The 16004-nt window shown below is 69.9% G+C and carries 13 protein-coding genes; 4 read left to right on the forward strand and 9 right to left on the reverse strand.

The features are described from left to right. Positions 1–9: 9 nt before the first annotated feature. Positions 10–1299: a citrate synthase gene (locus tag ACT2CW_RS32535; protein WP_164427593.1), complete on the forward strand. Its 1290-nt coding sequence runs from the start codon at positions 10–12 to the stop codon at positions 1297–1299. A gap of 575 nt (positions 1300–1874) precedes the next feature. Here the strand turns inward: ACT2CW_RS32535 and ACT2CW_RS32540 are convergent. From ACT2CW_RS32540 to ACT2CW_RS32550, 3 genes are all read right to left on the reverse strand, one after another. Beyond that, complete coding sequence (locus ACT2CW_RS32540; RefSeq protein ID WP_445519195.1) at positions 1875–4184, reverse strand: heavy metal translocating P-type ATPase; 2310 nt, start codon at positions 4182–4184, stop codon at positions 1875–1877. Between the two features lie 87 nt (positions 4185–4271). Then, entirely contained in the window at positions 4272–4538 is a 267-nt protein-coding gene (locus ACT2CW_RS32545; RefSeq protein WP_445519214.1) for a heavy-metal-associated domain-containing protein, read from the reverse strand. A 167-nt stretch (positions 4539–4705) separates the two neighbouring features. After that, positions 4706–5365, reverse strand: a complete 660-nt coding sequence (locus ACT2CW_RS32550) for a TetR family transcriptional regulator (protein WP_445519196.1) — start codon at positions 5363–5365, stop codon at positions 4706–4708. Positions 5366–5532: 167 nt separating this feature from the next. On the opposite strand from ACT2CW_RS32550, the gene ACT2CW_RS32555 reads away from it, so the two are divergent. Continuing rightward, positions 5533–7920: an MMPL family transporter gene (locus ACT2CW_RS32555; protein ID WP_445519197.1), complete on the forward strand. Its 2388-nt coding sequence runs from the start codon at positions 5533–5535 to the stop codon at positions 7918–7920. A gap of 187 nt (positions 7921–8107) precedes the next feature. Here the strand turns inward: ACT2CW_RS32555 and ACT2CW_RS32560 are convergent, their stop codons facing one another. From ACT2CW_RS32560 to ACT2CW_RS32585, 6 genes are all read right to left on the reverse strand, one after another. Beyond that, positions 8108–8317, reverse strand: coding sequence for a helix-turn-helix transcriptional regulator (locus ACT2CW_RS32560; RefSeq protein ID WP_164427603.1), 210 nt, complete (start codon positions 8315–8317; stop codon positions 8108–8110). Between the two features lie 293 nt (positions 8318–8610). Beyond that, positions 8611–9630, reverse strand: coding sequence for a Gfo/Idh/MocA family protein (locus ACT2CW_RS32565; RefSeq protein ID WP_020871201.1), 1020 nt, complete (start codon positions 9628–9630; stop codon positions 8611–8613). A gap of 103 nt (positions 9631–9733) precedes the next feature. Further along, positions 9734–10654, reverse strand: a complete 921-nt coding sequence (locus tag ACT2CW_RS32570; protein ID WP_164427607.1) for a sugar phosphate isomerase/epimerase family protein — start codon at positions 10652–10654, stop codon at positions 9734–9736. A 165-nt stretch (positions 10655–10819) separates the two neighbouring features. Further along, positions 10820–11695, reverse strand: coding sequence for an ATP-binding cassette domain-containing protein (locus ACT2CW_RS32575; RefSeq protein ID WP_445519198.1), 876 nt, complete (start codon positions 11693–11695; stop codon positions 10820–10822). Between the two features lie 5 nt (positions 11696–11700). Then, complete coding sequence (locus ACT2CW_RS32580; protein WP_164427611.1) at positions 11701–12771, reverse strand: ABC transporter permease; 1071 nt, start codon at positions 12769–12771, stop codon at positions 11701–11703. Between the two features lie 7 nt (positions 12772–12778). Beyond that, complete coding sequence (locus ACT2CW_RS32585; protein WP_445519199.1) at positions 12779–13789, reverse strand: substrate-binding domain-containing protein; 1011 nt, start codon at positions 13787–13789, stop codon at positions 12779–12781. A 282-nt stretch (positions 13790–14071) separates the two neighbouring features. Here ACT2CW_RS32585 and iolC point away from each other — a divergent pair, with 282 nt between their 5' ends. Together iolC and ACT2CW_RS32595 are read left to right on the forward strand one after the other, a co-directional pair. After that, a complete protein-coding gene (gene iolC / locus ACT2CW_RS32590; RefSeq protein ID WP_138915578.1) occupies positions 14072–15019 on the forward strand; it encodes a 5-dehydro-2-deoxygluconokinase in 948 nt (315 codons plus the stop codon). A gap of 87 nt (positions 15020–15106) precedes the next feature. Beyond that, the gene (locus tag ACT2CW_RS32595; protein ID WP_037955149.1) at positions 15107–15994 is read left to right on the forward strand and encodes a Cgl0159 family (beta/alpha)8-fold protein; all 888 of its coding nucleotides are present in this window, start codon (positions 15107–15109) and stop codon (positions 15992–15994) included. The last annotated feature ends 10 nt before the right edge of the window (positions 15995–16004 follow it).

Consider the following 16004-nt stretch of genomic DNA (forward strand, 5'->3'; position numbering starts at 1 on the left):
AGGGATGACGTGAGCGACAACTCTGTAGTACTGCGGTACGGGGACGGCGAGTACACCTACCCGGTGGTCGACAGCACCGTCGGCGACAAGGGCTTTGATATCGGCAAGCTGCGCGCCCAGACCGGTCTGGTGACCCTGGACTCCGGTTACGGCAACACCGCCGCGTACAAATCCGCGATCACCTATCTGGACGGTGAGCAGGGCATCCTGCGTTACCGCGGCTACCCCATCGAGCAGCTGGCGGAGCGCGCCTCCTTCCTGGAGACCGCCTTCCTGCTGATCAACGGGGAGCTGCCGACCGTCGATGAACTGGCGGCATTCCGTGAGGACATCACCCGCCACACGCTGCTCCATGAGGACGTCAAGCGGTTCTACGACGGCTTCCCGCGTGACGCCCATCCGATGGCGATGCTGTCCTCCGTGGTCAGCGCGCTGTCGACCTTCTACCAGGACAGCCACAACCCCTTCGACGAGAAGCAGCGCAACCTCTCGACGACCCGGCTGCTGGCCAAGCTGCCGACCATTGCCGCGTATGCGTACAAGAAGTCGGTCGGCCACCCCTTTGTCTACCCGCGTAACGACCTCGGCTATGTCGAGAACTTCCTCCGGATGACCTTCTCGGTCCCCGCGCAGGAGTACGACCTCGACCCGATCGTGGTCTCCGCGCTCGACAAGCTGCTGATTCTGCATGCCGACCACGAGCAGAACTGTTCGACCTCCACGGTCCGGCTGGTCGGCTCCTCGCAGGCCAATATGTTCGCCTCCATCTCGGCGGGCATCAACGCCCTGTGGGGCCCCCTGCACGGCGGCGCCAACCAGTCCGTGCTGGAGATGCTCGAGGGCATCCAGGCTTCGGGCAGCGACGTCGACACCTTCATCCGCAAGGTGAAGAACAAGGAAGACGGCGTGAAGCTCATGGGCTTCGGGCACCGCGTCTACAAGAACTTCGACCCCCGGGCGAAGATCATCAAGTCGGCGGCGCACGATGTCCTCTCCGCGCTCGGCAAGTCCGACGAGCTGCTCGACATCGCGCTCAAGCTTGAGGAGCACGCGCTCGCGGACGACTACTTCGTGGAGCGCAAGCTCTACCCGAACGTGGACTTCTACACCGGTCTGATCTACCGGGCGATGGGCTTCCCGACCGAGATGTTCACCGTGCTGTTCGCGCTCGGCCGGCTGCCGGGCTGGATCGCCCAGTGGCACGAGATGATCAAAGAGCCGGGCTCCCGCATCGGCCGCCCCCGCCAGATCTACACGGGTGTGGTGGAGCGCGACTTCGTCCCGGTCGAGGAGCGCTAGAGCAACCCTTGCGCCCCCGGGTGCCCCCGCCCTGCTTGGGCCGGGGGCACTTCGCGTATGTGGGTGCTGGGACCCCGGTCGGGTGCCCCTCTGAGAGGGCCGGGCACCTTCGCGTATCCGGCCCCTTGGGTCTTCCGGCTGGGGGCACCTCCCAGCGGTAGCCGGGGGAGAACCGAGCCTCAAAAAGAAGGTGCGAGAAGCGCCCCGCTGCCGATCCCCCCACGGGTCGGAGCGGGGCGCTTCCCTTGCCCCGGAGCGGATTCCCCCCACGGGATCCGGCCGGGCGTCTACGGGCCCTTGCGGGCCGTATGGTGACGCGATCTGCCGGGACGCGTACCTACGGGAGGGCCGCTCAAAGCTCCCCGAGTACGTCGTCCCGGCTACGCGTAGCAGGATCCGTCCCCCAAGACGTATCCCCACCGTCCCATTAGACTCGCGACCCCCCTCGATGGTTACGTTGGGTTGTCTGTGATCTGCGTCTCTTGCCATAAGGGCCATAAAAGGGCAAGAGCCTCGATTTGAAGATCGAGGCTCTGCCGTATGGGTGTTGTGCGGCTTATGGGGACTTGGTGAATCTATGGAGATGCCGTGAAGGTCCGCAGTCGCAGGCTGTTCGTCACGACGAACACGGACGAGAACGCCATCGCCGCTCCCGCGATCATCGGGTTCAGCAGTCCGGCCGCCGCGAGCGGCAGCGCGGCGACGTTGTAGCCGAAGGCCCAGAAGAGATTGCCCTTGATGGTGCCGAGGGTTCTGCGCGCCAGCCGGATCGCGTCCGCCGCCACCCGCAGATCGCCCCGGACCAGGGTCAGATCCCCGGATTCGATGGCCGCGTCCGTGCCCGTGCCCATCGCGAGCCCGAGGTCGGCGGTGGCGAGGGCGGCCGCGTCGTTGACCCCGTCGCCCACCATGGCGACCGTACGGCCCTCGTCCCGCAGCCGCTTCACCACGTCCACCTTGTCCTGCGGCAGCACCTCGGCGATGACGTCGTCGATGCCGACCTCGCGGGCCACCGCCTCGGCGACCAGCCGGTTGTCGCCGGTCAGCAGGATCGGGGTGAGGCCGAGCGCCCGCAGCTGGGCGACCGCCTCGGCGCTGGTCTCCTTGACGGCGTCGGCCACCAGGAGGACGCCGCGCGCCGCGCCGTCCCAGGCCACCGCGACCGCCGTCTGGCCCTCGGACTCGGCCGCGGCCTTGGCGGCCGCCAGGTCCTCGGGCAGCTCGATGGCCCAGGCGCCGAGCAGCTTCTCGCGGCCGACCAGCACCGCGTGGCCGTCCACCATGCCCTGGACGCCGAGGCCGGGCTCGGAGCGGAAGTCCGCGGGCGCCGGGAGGTCGCCGATCCGCTCGGCCGCGCCGTCCGCGATGGCCCGCGCGATCGGGTGCTCCGAGGCGTGCTCCAGGGCGCCCGCGAGCCGCAGCAGCTCCCGCTCGTCCACCCCGGGCGCCGTGACGGCTCCGCGCAGCCGCATCTGCCCGGCCGTCACCGTGCCGGTCTTGTCCAGGACGACGGTGTCCACCCGGCGGGTGGACTCCAGCACCTCGGGCCCCTTGATCAGGATGCCCAGCTGGGCGCCGCGGCCGGTGCCGACCATGAGCGCGGTCGGGGTGGCCAGGCCCAGGGCGCAGGGGCAGGCGATGATCAGGACGGCGACGGCCGCGGTGAAGGCGGCGGCCGCGTCGCCCGTGGTGAGCAGCCAGCCCAGCAGGGTGCCGACGGCGATCAGCAGCACGATCGGTACGAAGATCCCCGAGACCCGGTCGGCGAGCCGCTGCACCTCGGCCTTGCCGTTCTGCGCGTCCTCGACCAGCTTGGCCATACGGGACAGCTGGGTGTCCGCGCCGACCCGGGTGGCCTCGACCACGATCCGGCCAGAGGCGTTGACGGTCGCGCCCGCCACCGCGTCGCCGACCCCCACGTCCACGGGCACCGACTCGCCGGTCAGCATCGAGGCGTCCACGGCGGAGGAGCCCTCGACCACCGTGCCGTCGGTGGCGATCTTCTCGCCGGGGCGCACCACGAAGCGGTCGCCGACGGCCAGCTCGCCGACGGGGATCCGTACCTCGCGGCCTCCGCGCAGCACGGCCACGTCCTTGGCGCCGAGCTCGAGCAGCGCGCGCAGCGCCGCGCCCGCCCGCCGCTTGGACTTCGCCTCCAGGTAGCGGCCGAGGAGGATCAGCGCGGTCACTCCGGCCGCCGCCTCCAGGTAGATCGAGGACGATCCGTCGGTGCGGGAGACGGTGAGGTCGAAGCCGTGCCGCATCCCGGGCATGCCCGCGTGGCCGAAGAACAGCGCCCAGGCGGACCAGCCGAGGGCCGCCAGGGTGCCGATGGAGACGAGGGTGTCCATGGTGGCCGCGCCGTGCCGGGCGTTCGTCCAGGCGGCCTTGTGGAAGGGCGCGCCGCCCCAGACGACGACCGGCGCGGCGAGGGTGAGCGAGAGCCACTGCCAGTTGTCGAACTGGAGGGACGGCACCATCGCCAGCACCACGACGGGCAGGGACAGCGCGAGGGAGACGAGCATGCGGTGGCGCAGGGGGTCCGGCGCGGCCTCGCCGCGCGGGTCGGCCTCCGGTGCGGCGGCGCCCTCGGGGGTGCGGGGCTCGGGCACGGTGGGGCGCGGTTCCTCGGCGGTGTACCCGGTTTTGACGACGGTGGCGATCAGGTCGGCGACCTCGATCCCCGCGCCGTAGGACACCTTGGCCTTCTCGGTGGCGAAGTTCACCGTGGCGGTGACGCCGTCGAGGCGGTTGAGCTTCTTCTCGACACGGGCGGCGCAGGACGCACAGGTCATTCCGCCGATGGCGAGCTCGACCTGCGAGGGCCCGTCGGCCGTCGCCGTGGTGTCGGCGGCGGACCCGGCGGGGGGTGCCGTGCTGGTCATGTCTGGTCTCCTGGGAGGAGGGCCGGGCCGTGCGGCGACTGTATGAGCAGGGCGGCACGGTCCGGCGGGGGTTTGGTGAGGGCTCGCTCAGGCCCGGCCGGCGAGCTCGTAGCCCGCCTCGTTCACGGCGGCGCGGACGGTCTCGTCGTCCAGCGGGGCGGCCGAGACCACGGTGACCTGGCCGGTGGAGGCCACGGCCTTGACGGAGGTGACGCCGTCGAGGGCGCCGACCTCCTCGGTGACCGCGCCTTCGCAGTGGCCGCAGGTCATACCGGTCACCTTGTAGACGGTGGTGACTGCCTCGGAGCTCATGGGGTTCTCCTGTGTGGGGTGAGCGTGACGGTCGGTGCGCAGGAGGCACCGGAATGCCTCAGCGTCTCCTGGCAATCCCCACTCTATACCCCTAGGGGGTATGGATGGAAGCCGGTGGTGCGCCGGTCGGTGACGGGCGCGGTGCGCCCGCGCGCACCCCTCCGCGGGCCGGGGCGGGGGAGGGGTGCGCGGCGAGGTGTGGCCCGGGGTCAGGGCCGGGCGGGGACTCCCTCGGTGCCCAGCACCGGGGCGAGATAGCCGTACAGGGCGGTCTTCAACTCCGCTACGTACGCCTCCCGTTCCGCGCCCTCATGGCCGAGGATCAGTCCAAGACCGGCCTTGAACAGGGCGAACGCCATGTTCGCGGTCTGGGTGCGACGCTCGGGGGAGAGGTCGGGGCTGCGGGCGCCGATCAGTTCGCTGATGCGGTCCTGGATCGAGTCGTGCAGGGTGGCGTGCTCCTCGAGGAAGTGGCCCGGGGCGTCGGAGGACTGGAGCAGGGTCAGGAAGGCGGGGTTCGCGCAGTTGAACTCGATCATCGGATCGAGGACCGCGTCGAGCAGTTCGCGCAGTGGCAGCGCGGCGTTCTCGAGGGTGAAGGCCACCCCGTGGGTCTCCAGCATCCGGCGGTTGAGGCGGTCGCCGAGCTCGACGGCGATGGCCTCCTTGTTCGGGAAGAACTGGTACAGCGTGCCGGGGGAGACCCCGGCCTCGCGGGCGATGGCGTTGGTGCTCGCCGAGGTGTAGCCGGTGCGGCAGAAGACGCTGGCGGCGGCGTCGAGCAGCTGCTGGATCCGGCGCTCGCCGCGCGCCTGTCTGCGGCGCGGCTTCGCCGTCTCGTCGGGCTGGTCCGCCTTGCTCTCGCTCACCTGTTTTCCCCGGCTCTCCGTGTTCGATTGACAAACACGAGCGCCCGCTCGCATTCTTGAAAAACGCGAGCGGTCGCTCGTGTTTACCGTCCATGGTAATCAGCGACCCGTGCTGCCTACGGACATTTGGTGGCGGCATGGGGCACAGGTGAAGGGGACACCGCGCCATGACCGATGTCAACCGCCCACCCGAGGACCGGATCGGAGGGTGGACCCGCCTGGTCACGGCGCGTCCTCGGCTGTCTCTGCTGATCGCTTTGATCTTCACCGCGCTGGCCGTCGTAGCCGGCAGTGGGGTCGCCGACCGGATGGGAAGCGGCGGCTGGGAGGACCCCGCGTCCGAGTCCGCGTATGCCACCAAGGCGCTCGAGAAGCGCTTCCCCGCCTCGCAACCCAATCTGATCCTGCTCGTCGACAGCGGTAAGAAGACCGTGGACGATCCGGCCGTCGCCGCCGAGGCCCGGACACTGGCCAAGAAGCTCTCGGGCGAGAAGGCGGTCACCGGGGTCACCTCGTACTGGACCACCGGCGCACCCTCGCTGCGCGCCCATGACCGGGGCGAGGCGATCATCGCCGCGCGGATCCTGGGCGATGAGTCGGCCGCGGGCAAGGCGCTGGAGCGCATAGCGCCCCACTACCGGGGTGCCCACGGCCCGGTCGAGGTGCGGGTCGGCGGGATGGTCGCGGTCCGCCATGAGCTCCAGTCCACCATCCAGGAGGATCTGCTGCGGGCCGAGATGATCGCCCTGCCCATCACCCTGGTGCTGCTCGTGATGGTCTTCGGCAGCGCCGTGGCCGCCCTGCTGCCGCTCGGGGTCGGCATCATCGCGATCCTCGGCACCGACGCGGTGCTGCGCGGGCTCACCGAGTTCACCGATGTCTCGGTCTTCGCGCAGAACCTGACCACCGCGCTCGGCCTCGGACTCGCCATCGACTATGCCCTGTTCATCGTGCGCCGCTTCCGCGAGGAGCTGGGCCGGGGCGCGGAGAAGCTGCCCGCCGTCGCGGCCACGCTGCGCACCGCCGGGCGCACCGTGCTCTTCTCGGCGCTGACCGTCGCCGCCTCGCTCGCCGCCATGCTGGTCTTCCCGCAGTACTTCCTGCGCTCCTTCGCCTATGCGGGGATCGCGGTGGTGCTGATCGCCGCCACCGCCGCCCTGGTGGTGCTGCCCGCGGCGCTCATCCTCCTGGGCGACCGGGTCAACGCACTGGATCTCACCCGGCTGCTGCGCCGCGGCCGCCCGGCCCGCGGCGGTGAGCCCGGGGCGGGCTGGGCGCGGCTCGCCCGGCTGGTGATGCGGCGCGCCCCGGTGTTCGCGCTGGCCACCGTCGCTGGTCTGGTCGCGCTGGGACTGCCGTTCCTGAGGGTGGAGTTCGGCACCGCGGACGACCGTCAGCTGCCGTCGAGCGCCGAGTCCCATGTGGTGCAGCAGCACATCCGGGAGGGGTTCCCCGGTGGTCCCGGGGGCGCGGTGGAGGTCCTCGCCGAGGGCGGCTCCATCGGCACCAAGGCCCTCGCCGACTACAGCGCCAAGGTCTCCGCCCTCCCCCAGGTGCTGCGGGTGGACAGCCCGGCGGGCCGGTTCGCCGACGGGCGGCAGGTGGCCGAGCCGGGGCCGACGGAGGCGGCGCGGCTGTCGGATGGCTCGGCGGAGATCACCGTGCAGCCCAGGGGCGAGGCCGTGGACACTGCCAGCCAGGAGCTGGTGCGGACGATCCGCGCTCAGGAGCCGTCGTTCACCACCTCGGCGACCGGCACCGCCGCCGTTCTGGTGGACACCAAGGACTCCATAGCCGACCGACTGCCCTGGGCCGCGGCCATCATCGTCGCCGTCACCCTGCTGCTGGTCTTCCTGCTCACCGGAAGCGTGCTGATACCGATTCAGGCCGTGCTGCTCAACGCGCTCAGTCTGACCGCGATGTTCGGCGCGGTGGTGTGGGTCTTCCAGGACGGGCATCTGTCCGGCCCGCTCGCCTTCACCACCTCCGGCGATATCGAGACCACCCTGCCCGTCCTGATGTTCTGCGTCGCCTTCGGGCTCTCCATGGACTACGGGGTCTTCCTGCTCTCCCGGATCAAGGAGGAGTACGACCGCACCGGGGACCATCAGGCGGCGGTGGAGTTCGGACTGCGGCGCACCGGCGGCCTGATCACGGCGGCGGCGCTGATCCTCGCCGTGGTGATGGTGGGCATCGGCACCTCGCGGGTCACCAACACCAAGATGCTGGGGCTGGGCATCGCCCTGGCCGTGCTGATGGACGCGATGGTGGTGCGCGGGCTGCTGGTGCCGGCGGTGATGAAGCTGACCGGCCGGGCCACCTGGTGGGCCCCGGGCCCGCTGCGGCGGGTGCATACCCGGTTCGGGCTGAGCGAGGGGGAGTCCACGGATGCCGCCACCGGCGGCGAGGCCGACGGTCGCCGGTGCGCCCGCAAGGGCGGCGGGCCTGACGGCAAGAGCGGGCCGCACGGTGAGGACAGGCCTCACGGTGAGGACGGGGTTCGGGGAGAGGGGGAGAAGGCGCGGGACCGGGACCGGGTGAGCACGGGCCGCTAATGGCTCACGCGGGCGTGGCGGCACCGCTAAGCAAGCGGCACCGCTAAGCAAGCGGCACCGCTAAGCAAGTCGCAGGAAGTCCGCTACGGCTCGGGCAGCGCCCCGAAGGGGCGCGGGGAACTGCGCGACCAGCCACGACGGCGCCGCAGTCGGCCGACGACCCATCGCCACACTTCCAGCGACGCGCTTAGTCCTTGCCGTCACGCCGGGCGCGGCGGTTGCCGGGTCTGCGGACCACCCAGGAGCGGATCGTATCCGCGTACCAATACGGTTTGCTGCCCTCCACATGATCGGGGGGCGGCAGCAGACCGTGCTTGCGATAGGACCGTACGGTGTCGGTCTGCACACCGATATGCGCGGCGATCTCCTTGTACGACCACAGCCTCCGGTCGGTCATCTCTTCTGCCCTTCCGCAGGGCGTCGCGGTCACGGCCCGGTGGGGCCGTCGGGGGAGCCACGGCGCGCCTGCTCACATTCCATCAGCCTGTGCACGGTCAACGACGCTGAGTGAAGGGGGGTCCGGGGCTGTTGAACAGCTGTGACGGAGGCGTGTGGAGATGTGACCGCTGTGACGCACGGGTGACGCACCGGACCAGACCCGGACGCCATGACCACAGCGGGCCGGCCGTGAGGTCACGGCCGGCCCGCTGGGCCTCAGCTGGAGGCAAGGCGTCAGCTGGAGGCGGGGCGTCAGCTGTAGAGGGCGGGGCGCTCGATCATCTCGACCGCCGTGCGCTGCCCCGTGGCCTGGGCCCGGACCCCCGCCTCGCTGACGGCGGTCGCGGCATAGCCGTCCCAGGTGCTGGGGCCCTCGACCTCGCCGCGCCGGGTGGCGTTGACCCAGCTCTGCACCTCGCGGTCGTACGCCTCCTCGAAGCGGGCCACGAAGTCGGGGGCGATCTCCCCGCCCCAGGTGCCGGGCCGGTTGACCAGCATCCCGTGGGCATCGCCGACGCGGGCGGTGCCCCGCTCGCAGACCGCCTCCGCCTGCACCTGGTAGCCGAAGCCGCAGGTGGCGAAGATCTCCACATTGACGATCGCCCCGCCGGTGGTCTCGAAGACCACCAGCTGGGGGTCGCTGAGCGGTTCGGGCGACAGCGAGCTGGGGGTCGGCTTGAGCACGGTGACCGCGGCGATCTCCTGCTCCAGCAGCCAGCGCGACTGGTCCATCTCATGCACCACCGAGTCGGTGATCATCATCTCGTTGGTGAAGTACGAGTGCACCGAGGCATTGCGGTGGCGGCAGTGCAGCAGCAGCGGGCGGCCCAGCTCACCCCCGGCCAGCAGCGCCTTGAGCTTCATGAACTCGGTGTCGTAGCGGCGCATGAAGCCCACCTGCACCCGGCGGTGGCCCAGCCGCTGCTCGGCCTCCAGCACCCGCAGCGCGGACGCGGAGTCCGGGGTGAGCGGCTTCTCGCACAGCACCGGCAGATCGCGTTCGAACGCGCTGAGCAGCGCGGCCTCGTGCGCGGGCCCCGGCGAGGCGATCAGCACCGCGTCCACGCCGGGCGCGGCCATCGCGGCGGCCGGATCGGTGAACGCCTGACAGCCGTCGGCGGTGTCGGCGACCGCCTTGGCCCGCGCCTCGTCGATGTCGACCACGGCGGCCACCCGGGCGCCGCTGATCACGTCGTTGATGCGGCGGACATGGTCGGCGCCCATCTTGCCGGTCCCGATGACGGCGACCCCGAGCGTTCCCTGCTGGGTCATAAACTGCTCTCTCTTCTCTCTCTGCTCTCTGGACGGTTCGAAGGCCCGTGGGGGCGAAGACCTGTGGGGGGCCAGGGCCCGTGGGGGCCGGGAGGGGGAGGCGTCAGGCGCCGCAGGAGCGCAGGAAGCGCCGGGTGCGCTCGGCGATGGGGAAGGGCTGGCTTGGCGGGCAGGGGTACATGTCCTGCTCGACGATGGCGAACAGATCCACATCCAGGTTCTGGGCCGCGGTCAGGACCGGACCCAGCTCCGGAACGCCGTTCGGCGGTTCGCACATCACACCGCGCTGGACGGCGGGGCCGAACGGCACCCCGTTCTTCACCACATCGGCGAGGATCTCCGGGTCGACCTGCTTGAGGTGGAGATAGCCGATGCGCTCGCCGTAGGTCTCGATCAGCTTGACGCTGTCGCCGCCGCAGTAGGCGTAGTGGCCCGTATCCAGGCAGAGGTTGACCAGGTCCGCGTCGGTGGCGTCCAGGAAGCGGGCCACGTTCTCCTCGGTGTCGATATGGGTGTCGGCATGCGGGTGGACGACGATGTCGAGCCCGAAGCGCTCCCGCACCTCGCGGCCGAGCCGCTCCATCCCGGTGGACAGATGGCGCCACTGCTCGGCGGTGAGCTTCGGGGGCTCGATCAGCTCGGCGGTCTTGTCGTCCCGCCAGAAGGAGGGGATGACCACGAGGTGCTTGGCGTTCATCGCCCGGGTCAGCTCGGCCACCTGGGAGACATGCTCCCAGGTGGCGTCCCAGACCTCGGGGCCGCGGTGCAGCGAGGTGAAGACGGTCCCCGCGGAGACCGTGAGACCGCGCCGGCCGGTCTCCTCGGTGAGCCGGGCCGGGTCCGTGGGCAGATAGCCGTACGGACCCAGCTCGATCCACTCGTAACCGGCCTCGGTGACCTCGTCGAGGAAGCGCTGCCAGGGGACCTGCTGATCGTCGTCGGGGAACCACACCCCCCAGGAGTCGGGGGCCGAGCCGACCCGGATGCGGTCCAGGGCGGGTACGGGGGAGGCGTCGGCAGTCATGGCAGAGGGTCTCCTCGGTGTGCTGGGGTGCCCGCGTCGTACTGTTTTGGGCAGCTTCACCGGCCGGGCGGGCGGCCGTCAAGGCTTCGTCAGGACATTCGGACGTCTTGTCAGGGAAAGGGGAGGGAAAGACGTCGGAGGATGGCGTCCGTCAGGTGGTGTCCGTCAGGAGGAAGGAGCGGTCACCTCCTCCGGCAGCTCGTCCACATCGACCCCGCGGACCTGGGCCAGCTCATGCTTGAGCGCGGCCAGTTCGGCACCGCCGGCCATATGGTTGGTGAGCTCTTCGAGGCTGACGTCCTCGCGCGCCGCGTTCAGCTCCAGGGCGCCGAGCCGGAGCACCGCGAAGTGGTCGCCGACCATATAGGCGTGGTGCGGGTTGTGGGTGATGAAGATGACGCCGAGCCCGCGCTCACGCGCCGCCGCGATGTACTTGAGCACCACACCGGACTGCTTGACGCCGAGCGCCGCGGTCGGCTCGTCCAGGATCAGCACCCGGGCGCCGAAGTGGACCGCCCGGGCGATGGCCACGGACTGCCGCTGGCCGCCGGAGAGGGTGCCGATGGGCTGCTCCAGGTTGTCGAGGTGGATGCCCATGGCGGACAGCTCCTCGCCGGTGATCTGCTTCATCCGCTGGATGTCCAGCCGGCGCACCGGCCAGGGGCCGCGGGTCAGCTCGGAGCCGAGGAAGAAGTTCCGCCACACCGGCATCAGCGGCACGGTGGCCAGGTCCTGGTAGACGGTGGCGATGCCCAGGTTCAGGGCGTCGCGCGGAGTGTTCAGCCGTACCGGCTTCCCGTCCACGAGGTATTCGCCCTCGTCATGCTGGTGCAGCCCCGAAATGATCTTGATCAGGGTGGACTTGCCGGCGCCGTTGTCGCCGAGCACACAGGTCACCCGGCCCGGCCGGACGGCCAGGTCGATGCCCTCCAGGGCGCGGATGTTCCCGTAGAGCTTGCCCACGCCGCGCAGCCGGATCACCGGCTCTTCGTCCGGCGCGGCACCCTGTGCGGCGCTGTCCTTGGTGACGTTCGTTGCCATTCCGATCACCTCCTGGCGGCCTGACGGCGCACCCACAGATTGACGAGGGTCGCGAGCAGCAGCATCACGCCGACGAAGAACTTGAACCAGTCGGGGTTCCAGTTGGCGTAGACGATGCCCTGGTTGACCATGCCGAAGATGAAGGCGCCGAGGACCGCGCCGATCGCGGAGCCATAGCCGCCGGTGAGCAGACAGCCGCCGATCACGGCCGCGATGATGTAGTAGAACTCGTTGCCCACGCCCTCGCCGGCCTGCACGGTGTTGTACTCGAAGAGCAGATGCATGCCCACGAACCAGGCCGCGAAGCCCACCGTCATAAAGAGGGCGATCTTGGTGAGGTTCACGGGCACGCCCACGGCCCGGGCGCTCTCCTTCGAGCCACCGGCCGCGAAGATCCAGTTGCCGAACTTGGTGCGCAGCAGCACCCAGGTGGCGATGGCGGCGAAGAGCAGCCACCACAGCACGGTGATCTTCACATCGACGCCGAAGATGTCGATCTCGGAGGCGAAGAGCGACTTGGCCTGGTCGAAGCCGTCCATGTCGCTGATGGTGTCGGTGGCGACATTGCCGGTCAGCAGCTTGGTGATGGCCAGGTTGGCGCCCTGGAGCATCAGGAAGCTGGCGAGGCTGACCAGGAAGCTGGGCAGCCCGGTCTTGATCAGCAGCAGTCCGTTGATCAGCCCCACGGTGAGCGAGACCAGCAGGGCGACGAGCACCCCCACCCAGACATTGGTGGTGAGCTGGAAGCTGAGCATGCTTGCGGCCAGCGCCGAGGAGGTGACGGCGACTCCGGCCGACAGGTCGAACTCGCCGCCGATCATCAGCAGGGAGACGGCGAGCGCCATGATGCCCATGGTGGACGCCTGGTAGAGGACGGTGGCGAAGGAGTCGGCCTGCCGGAAGGTGGGGGCCACGGCGAAGAAGAAGAGATAGACGCCGACGGCCGCGACCAGCGCCCCGATCTCGGGGCGGGCCAGCGCCCGCCGGGCCAGCGAGCGCTCGGCGGTGCGGCTCTTGGGCGGGGCCGCGGGGGAGGCCGGCGGTGTGGCCGCCGCCGGGGTGGCGGTATGGGTCATGACCGGCTCACCGCGTTCCCTTCTGGGCGAACTTGGCGATGGTGTCCACGTTGTCCTTGGTGACGAACGCGGGCCCGGTCAGCACCGGCTTCTCGCCGCCGCCGCTGAAGTTGCCGTTGTTCTTGTAGAGCCACAGGGAGTCGATGGACAGATAGCCCTGGAGATACGGCTGCTGGTCCACGGCGAACTGGACATCGCCGCTCTGCACGGCCGAGACCAGGTCCTTGTTGAGGTCGAAGGTGGCCACCTTGGCCTTGTCGCCCGCGTCCTTCGCGGACTGCACGGCGGTCAGGGCGAACGGGGCGCCCAGGGTGACGACATAGTCGATGCTCGAATCCTGCTTGAGCTTCGCGGAGATCGTCGACTTGACCGACGGCATATCGGTTCCGTTGACGTACAGGATGTCGGTCTTGCCCTTGAAGGTCTTCTTCACGCCGGCGCAGCGGGCCTCGAGGGCGACATGGCCCTGCTCCTGGATCACACAGATGTTGTGCTTGGCGCCGACCTCGTTGAGGTGCTTGCCGAACGCCTGGCCCGCGATGTTCTCGTCCTGGCCGAAGTACTCCAGCAGACCCATGTCCTTCCACTGGTCGAGTCCGGCGTTGAAGGCGACGACCGGGATCCCGGCCTTCTTCGCCTTGGCTATCGCGCCCTTCATGGCGTCGGGCTTGGCGAGGGTGACGGCGATGCCGTCGACCTTCTGGTTGATCGCGTTCTGGATCAGGTTGGCCTGGTCGGCTCCGTTGGGGTTGCTGGAGTAGACGAGGTCGACGTTGTCCTTGGCCGCCGCGGCCTTGGCGCCCTTGCGCACCGTGTCCCAGAAGGTGTCGCCCGGGGCCGCGTGAGTGATCATCGCGATCCTCATCCGCGGGGTGTCGGCCTTCCCGGCCGCGAGGCCGGCGTCGGCTTCCTGGGCCTTCTTGCCGCCTTGACTGCTGCACCCCACCGCCAGGAGGGCGGCTGCGGTGGCGAGTGCGGCGAGGCCCGCTCTGCGGTGTCGATTGAGTCTGAGGTCCATCCGTTCCAGCACCTCTCAAAGCCAGGTCCGTCGAATTGCACGGCCGTTGCAGAACGGGAGCCTCTTCCCCGTGGGTGGCCACTGTCAAGGTTTTGTCATGACAACATTTCATCCGGACGTAACGAGGCGATAACACGCCCCATGGGCTTGGATGATGACGTCCGTATGTAAGGACAAAGTCTTGACAGTGGGTGGGGCACACGTCTAGACCTGAAGGGCCGGGGTGGATCCCGGAGTTCTGAGCACCAGACCCTGAGCTGCGTCTTTCCCGAAGGGGCAGGCATGAGTGAGCCGTACGACCTGATCACGATGGGCCGCATCGGAGTGGACCTCTATCCGCTCCAGACCGGTGTGCCGCTGCCGCAGGTTGAATCGTTCGGAAAGTTTCTCGGCGGCTCGGCGACCAATGTCGCGGTCTCCGCGGCCCGCCTCGGCCACCGCTCCGCGGTGATCAGCCGCACCGGGGCGGATCCGTTCGGCGACTACATCCACCAGGAGCTGCGGGCCTTCGGGGTGGACGACCGCTTCGTCACTCCGGTCGAGGAGTACCCCACCCCGATCACCTTCTGCGAGATCTTCCCGCCGGACGACTTCCCGCTGTACTTCTACCGCCGCCCCAAGGCGCCCGATCTGGAGATCCACGCCGATGAGCTGGACCTCGACGCCATCCGTGCCGCCCGGATCTTCTGGATGACCGGCACCGGGCTCAGCGAGGAGCCCAGCCGCACCAGCACCCTCGCCGCGCTCGCCGCCCGCGCCAAGAGCGGCACCACCGTCTTCGACCTCGACTGGCGGCCGATGTTCTGGGCCGACCCGGAGACCGCCCGCCCCTTCTACGCCGAGGCGCTGCGCCACGCCACCGTCGCCGTCGGCAACGTGGACGAGTGCGAGATCGCCACGGGTGCGCGCGAGCCCAAGGCGTGCGCGCAGGCGCTGCTGGACGCGGGGGTGGAGATCGCCGTCGTCAAACAGGGTCCGCGCGGGGTGCTCGCCGTGCACCGCGACGGCACCACCGCGGAGGTCCCGCCGGTCCCGGTCGAGGTGGTCAACGGGCTCGGCGCGGGCGACGCGTTCGGCGGCGCCCTGTGCCACGGGCTGCTCTCGGACTGGCCCCTGGAGCGCGTCATGCGGTACGCCAACGCGGCGGGCGCCATCGTCGCGTCCCGCCTCGCCTGCTCCTCCGCGATGCCCACGGAAGCGGAGGTCGAGGCTCTGCTGGCGGGGGACTGACCGCCGACGTCAGGCCCTTCCCCTCGTCGGCACGCGGTCCCCGCGCTCCGTGTGCCCTTCAAGAATCGCGAATGCGAGGAAAAACCCTTGAGCATCAGCATTTCGGACCTCGTGACGGTGCGCAGCCGCCATCCGGAGGCCATCGCCGAGGCGGCCGCCCGCCGGGTCCGCCGCCCCCTCATCGGCGACAGCGGCCGTCTGATGATCGTGGCCGCCGATCACCCGGCGCGCGGCGCCCTCGCCGTCGGTGGCCACAAGCTGGCCATGGCCAACCGGGGCGATCTGCTGGAGCGGCTGTGTGTGGCGCTGTCCCGGCCCGGGGTCGACGGGGTGCTCGCCACCGCCGACATCCTCGAGGACCTGCTGCTGCTCGGCGCCCTCGACGGCAAGGTCGTCATGGGCTCGATGAACCGCGGCGGTCTCGCCGGGGCCTCGTTCGAGCTCGACGACCGGTTCACCGGACACCGCCCCCAGGACATCGAGCGCCTCCGCTTCGACGCCGGCAAGCTGCTGCTGCGCATCGACTACGAGGACGCCGGTTCGCTCACCACCATGGTCACCACGGCCCGCGCCATCGACGACATGGCCGAGCGGCGGCTGCCCGTCTTCGTCGAGCCGTTCATCTCCCGGCGGACCGGCGGAAAGGTCGTCAACGACCTGTCCGCCGAGGCCGTCACCAAGTCCATAGCCATCGCCTCCGGCCTCGCCGGAACCTCCGCCTACACCTGGCTGAAGGTGCCGGTCACCGACGACGCCGACGAGATGGCGGCAGTGATGGAGACGAGCACCCTTCCGGCGGTGTTGCTCGGCGGCGACGTGGGCAAGTCTCCGCAGGACCAGGAGGAGGCGTACGAGAAGTGGCGCAAGGCGCTGGGCCTGCCCACCGTGCAGGGGCTGGTCGTCGGCCGCTCCCTGCTGTATCCGGCGGAGGGCAGTGTCGAGACCGCCGTGGACACCGCCGTCGGCCTGCTGTGACGCTGTAAGA

This window comes from Streptomyces sp. NEAU-174 (assembly GCF_052665095.1).

Excerpts from the sequence above, each read along its gene's own strand:
- ACT2CW_RS32560 (WP_164427603.1), bottom strand. The coding sequence starts at position 8,317 with ATGACCGACCGGAGGCTGTGGTCGTACAAGGAGATCGCCGCGCATATC.
- iolC (WP_138915578.1), top strand. The coding sequence starts at position 14,072 with ATGAGTGAGCCGTACGACCTGATCACGATGGGCCGCATCGGAGTGGAC.
- ACT2CW_RS32570 (WP_164427607.1), bottom strand. The coding sequence starts at position 10,654 with ATGACTGCCGACGCCTCCCCCGTACCCGCCCTGGACCGCATCCGGGTC.
- ACT2CW_RS32585 (WP_445519199.1), bottom strand. The coding sequence starts at position 13,789 with ATGGACCTCAGACTCAATCGACACCGCAGAGCGGGCCTCGCCGCACTC.
- ACT2CW_RS32575 (WP_445519198.1), bottom strand. The coding sequence starts at position 11,695 with ATGGCAACGAACGTCACCAAGGACAGCGCCGCACAGGGTGCCGCGCCG.
- ACT2CW_RS32540 (WP_445519195.1), bottom strand. The coding sequence starts at position 4,184 with ATGACCAGCACGGCACCCCCCGCCGGGTCCGCCGCCGACACCACGGCG.
- ACT2CW_RS32565 (WP_020871201.1), bottom strand. The coding sequence starts at position 9,630 with ATGACCCAGCAGGGAACGCTCGGGGTCGCCGTCATCGGGACCGGCAAG.
- ACT2CW_RS32555 (WP_445519197.1), top strand. The coding sequence starts at position 5,533 with ATGACCGATGTCAACCGCCCACCCGAGGACCGGATCGGAGGGTGGACC.
- ACT2CW_RS32580 (WP_164427611.1), bottom strand. The coding sequence starts at position 12,771 with ATGACCCATACCGCCACCCCGGCGGCGGCCACACCGCCGGCCTCCCCC.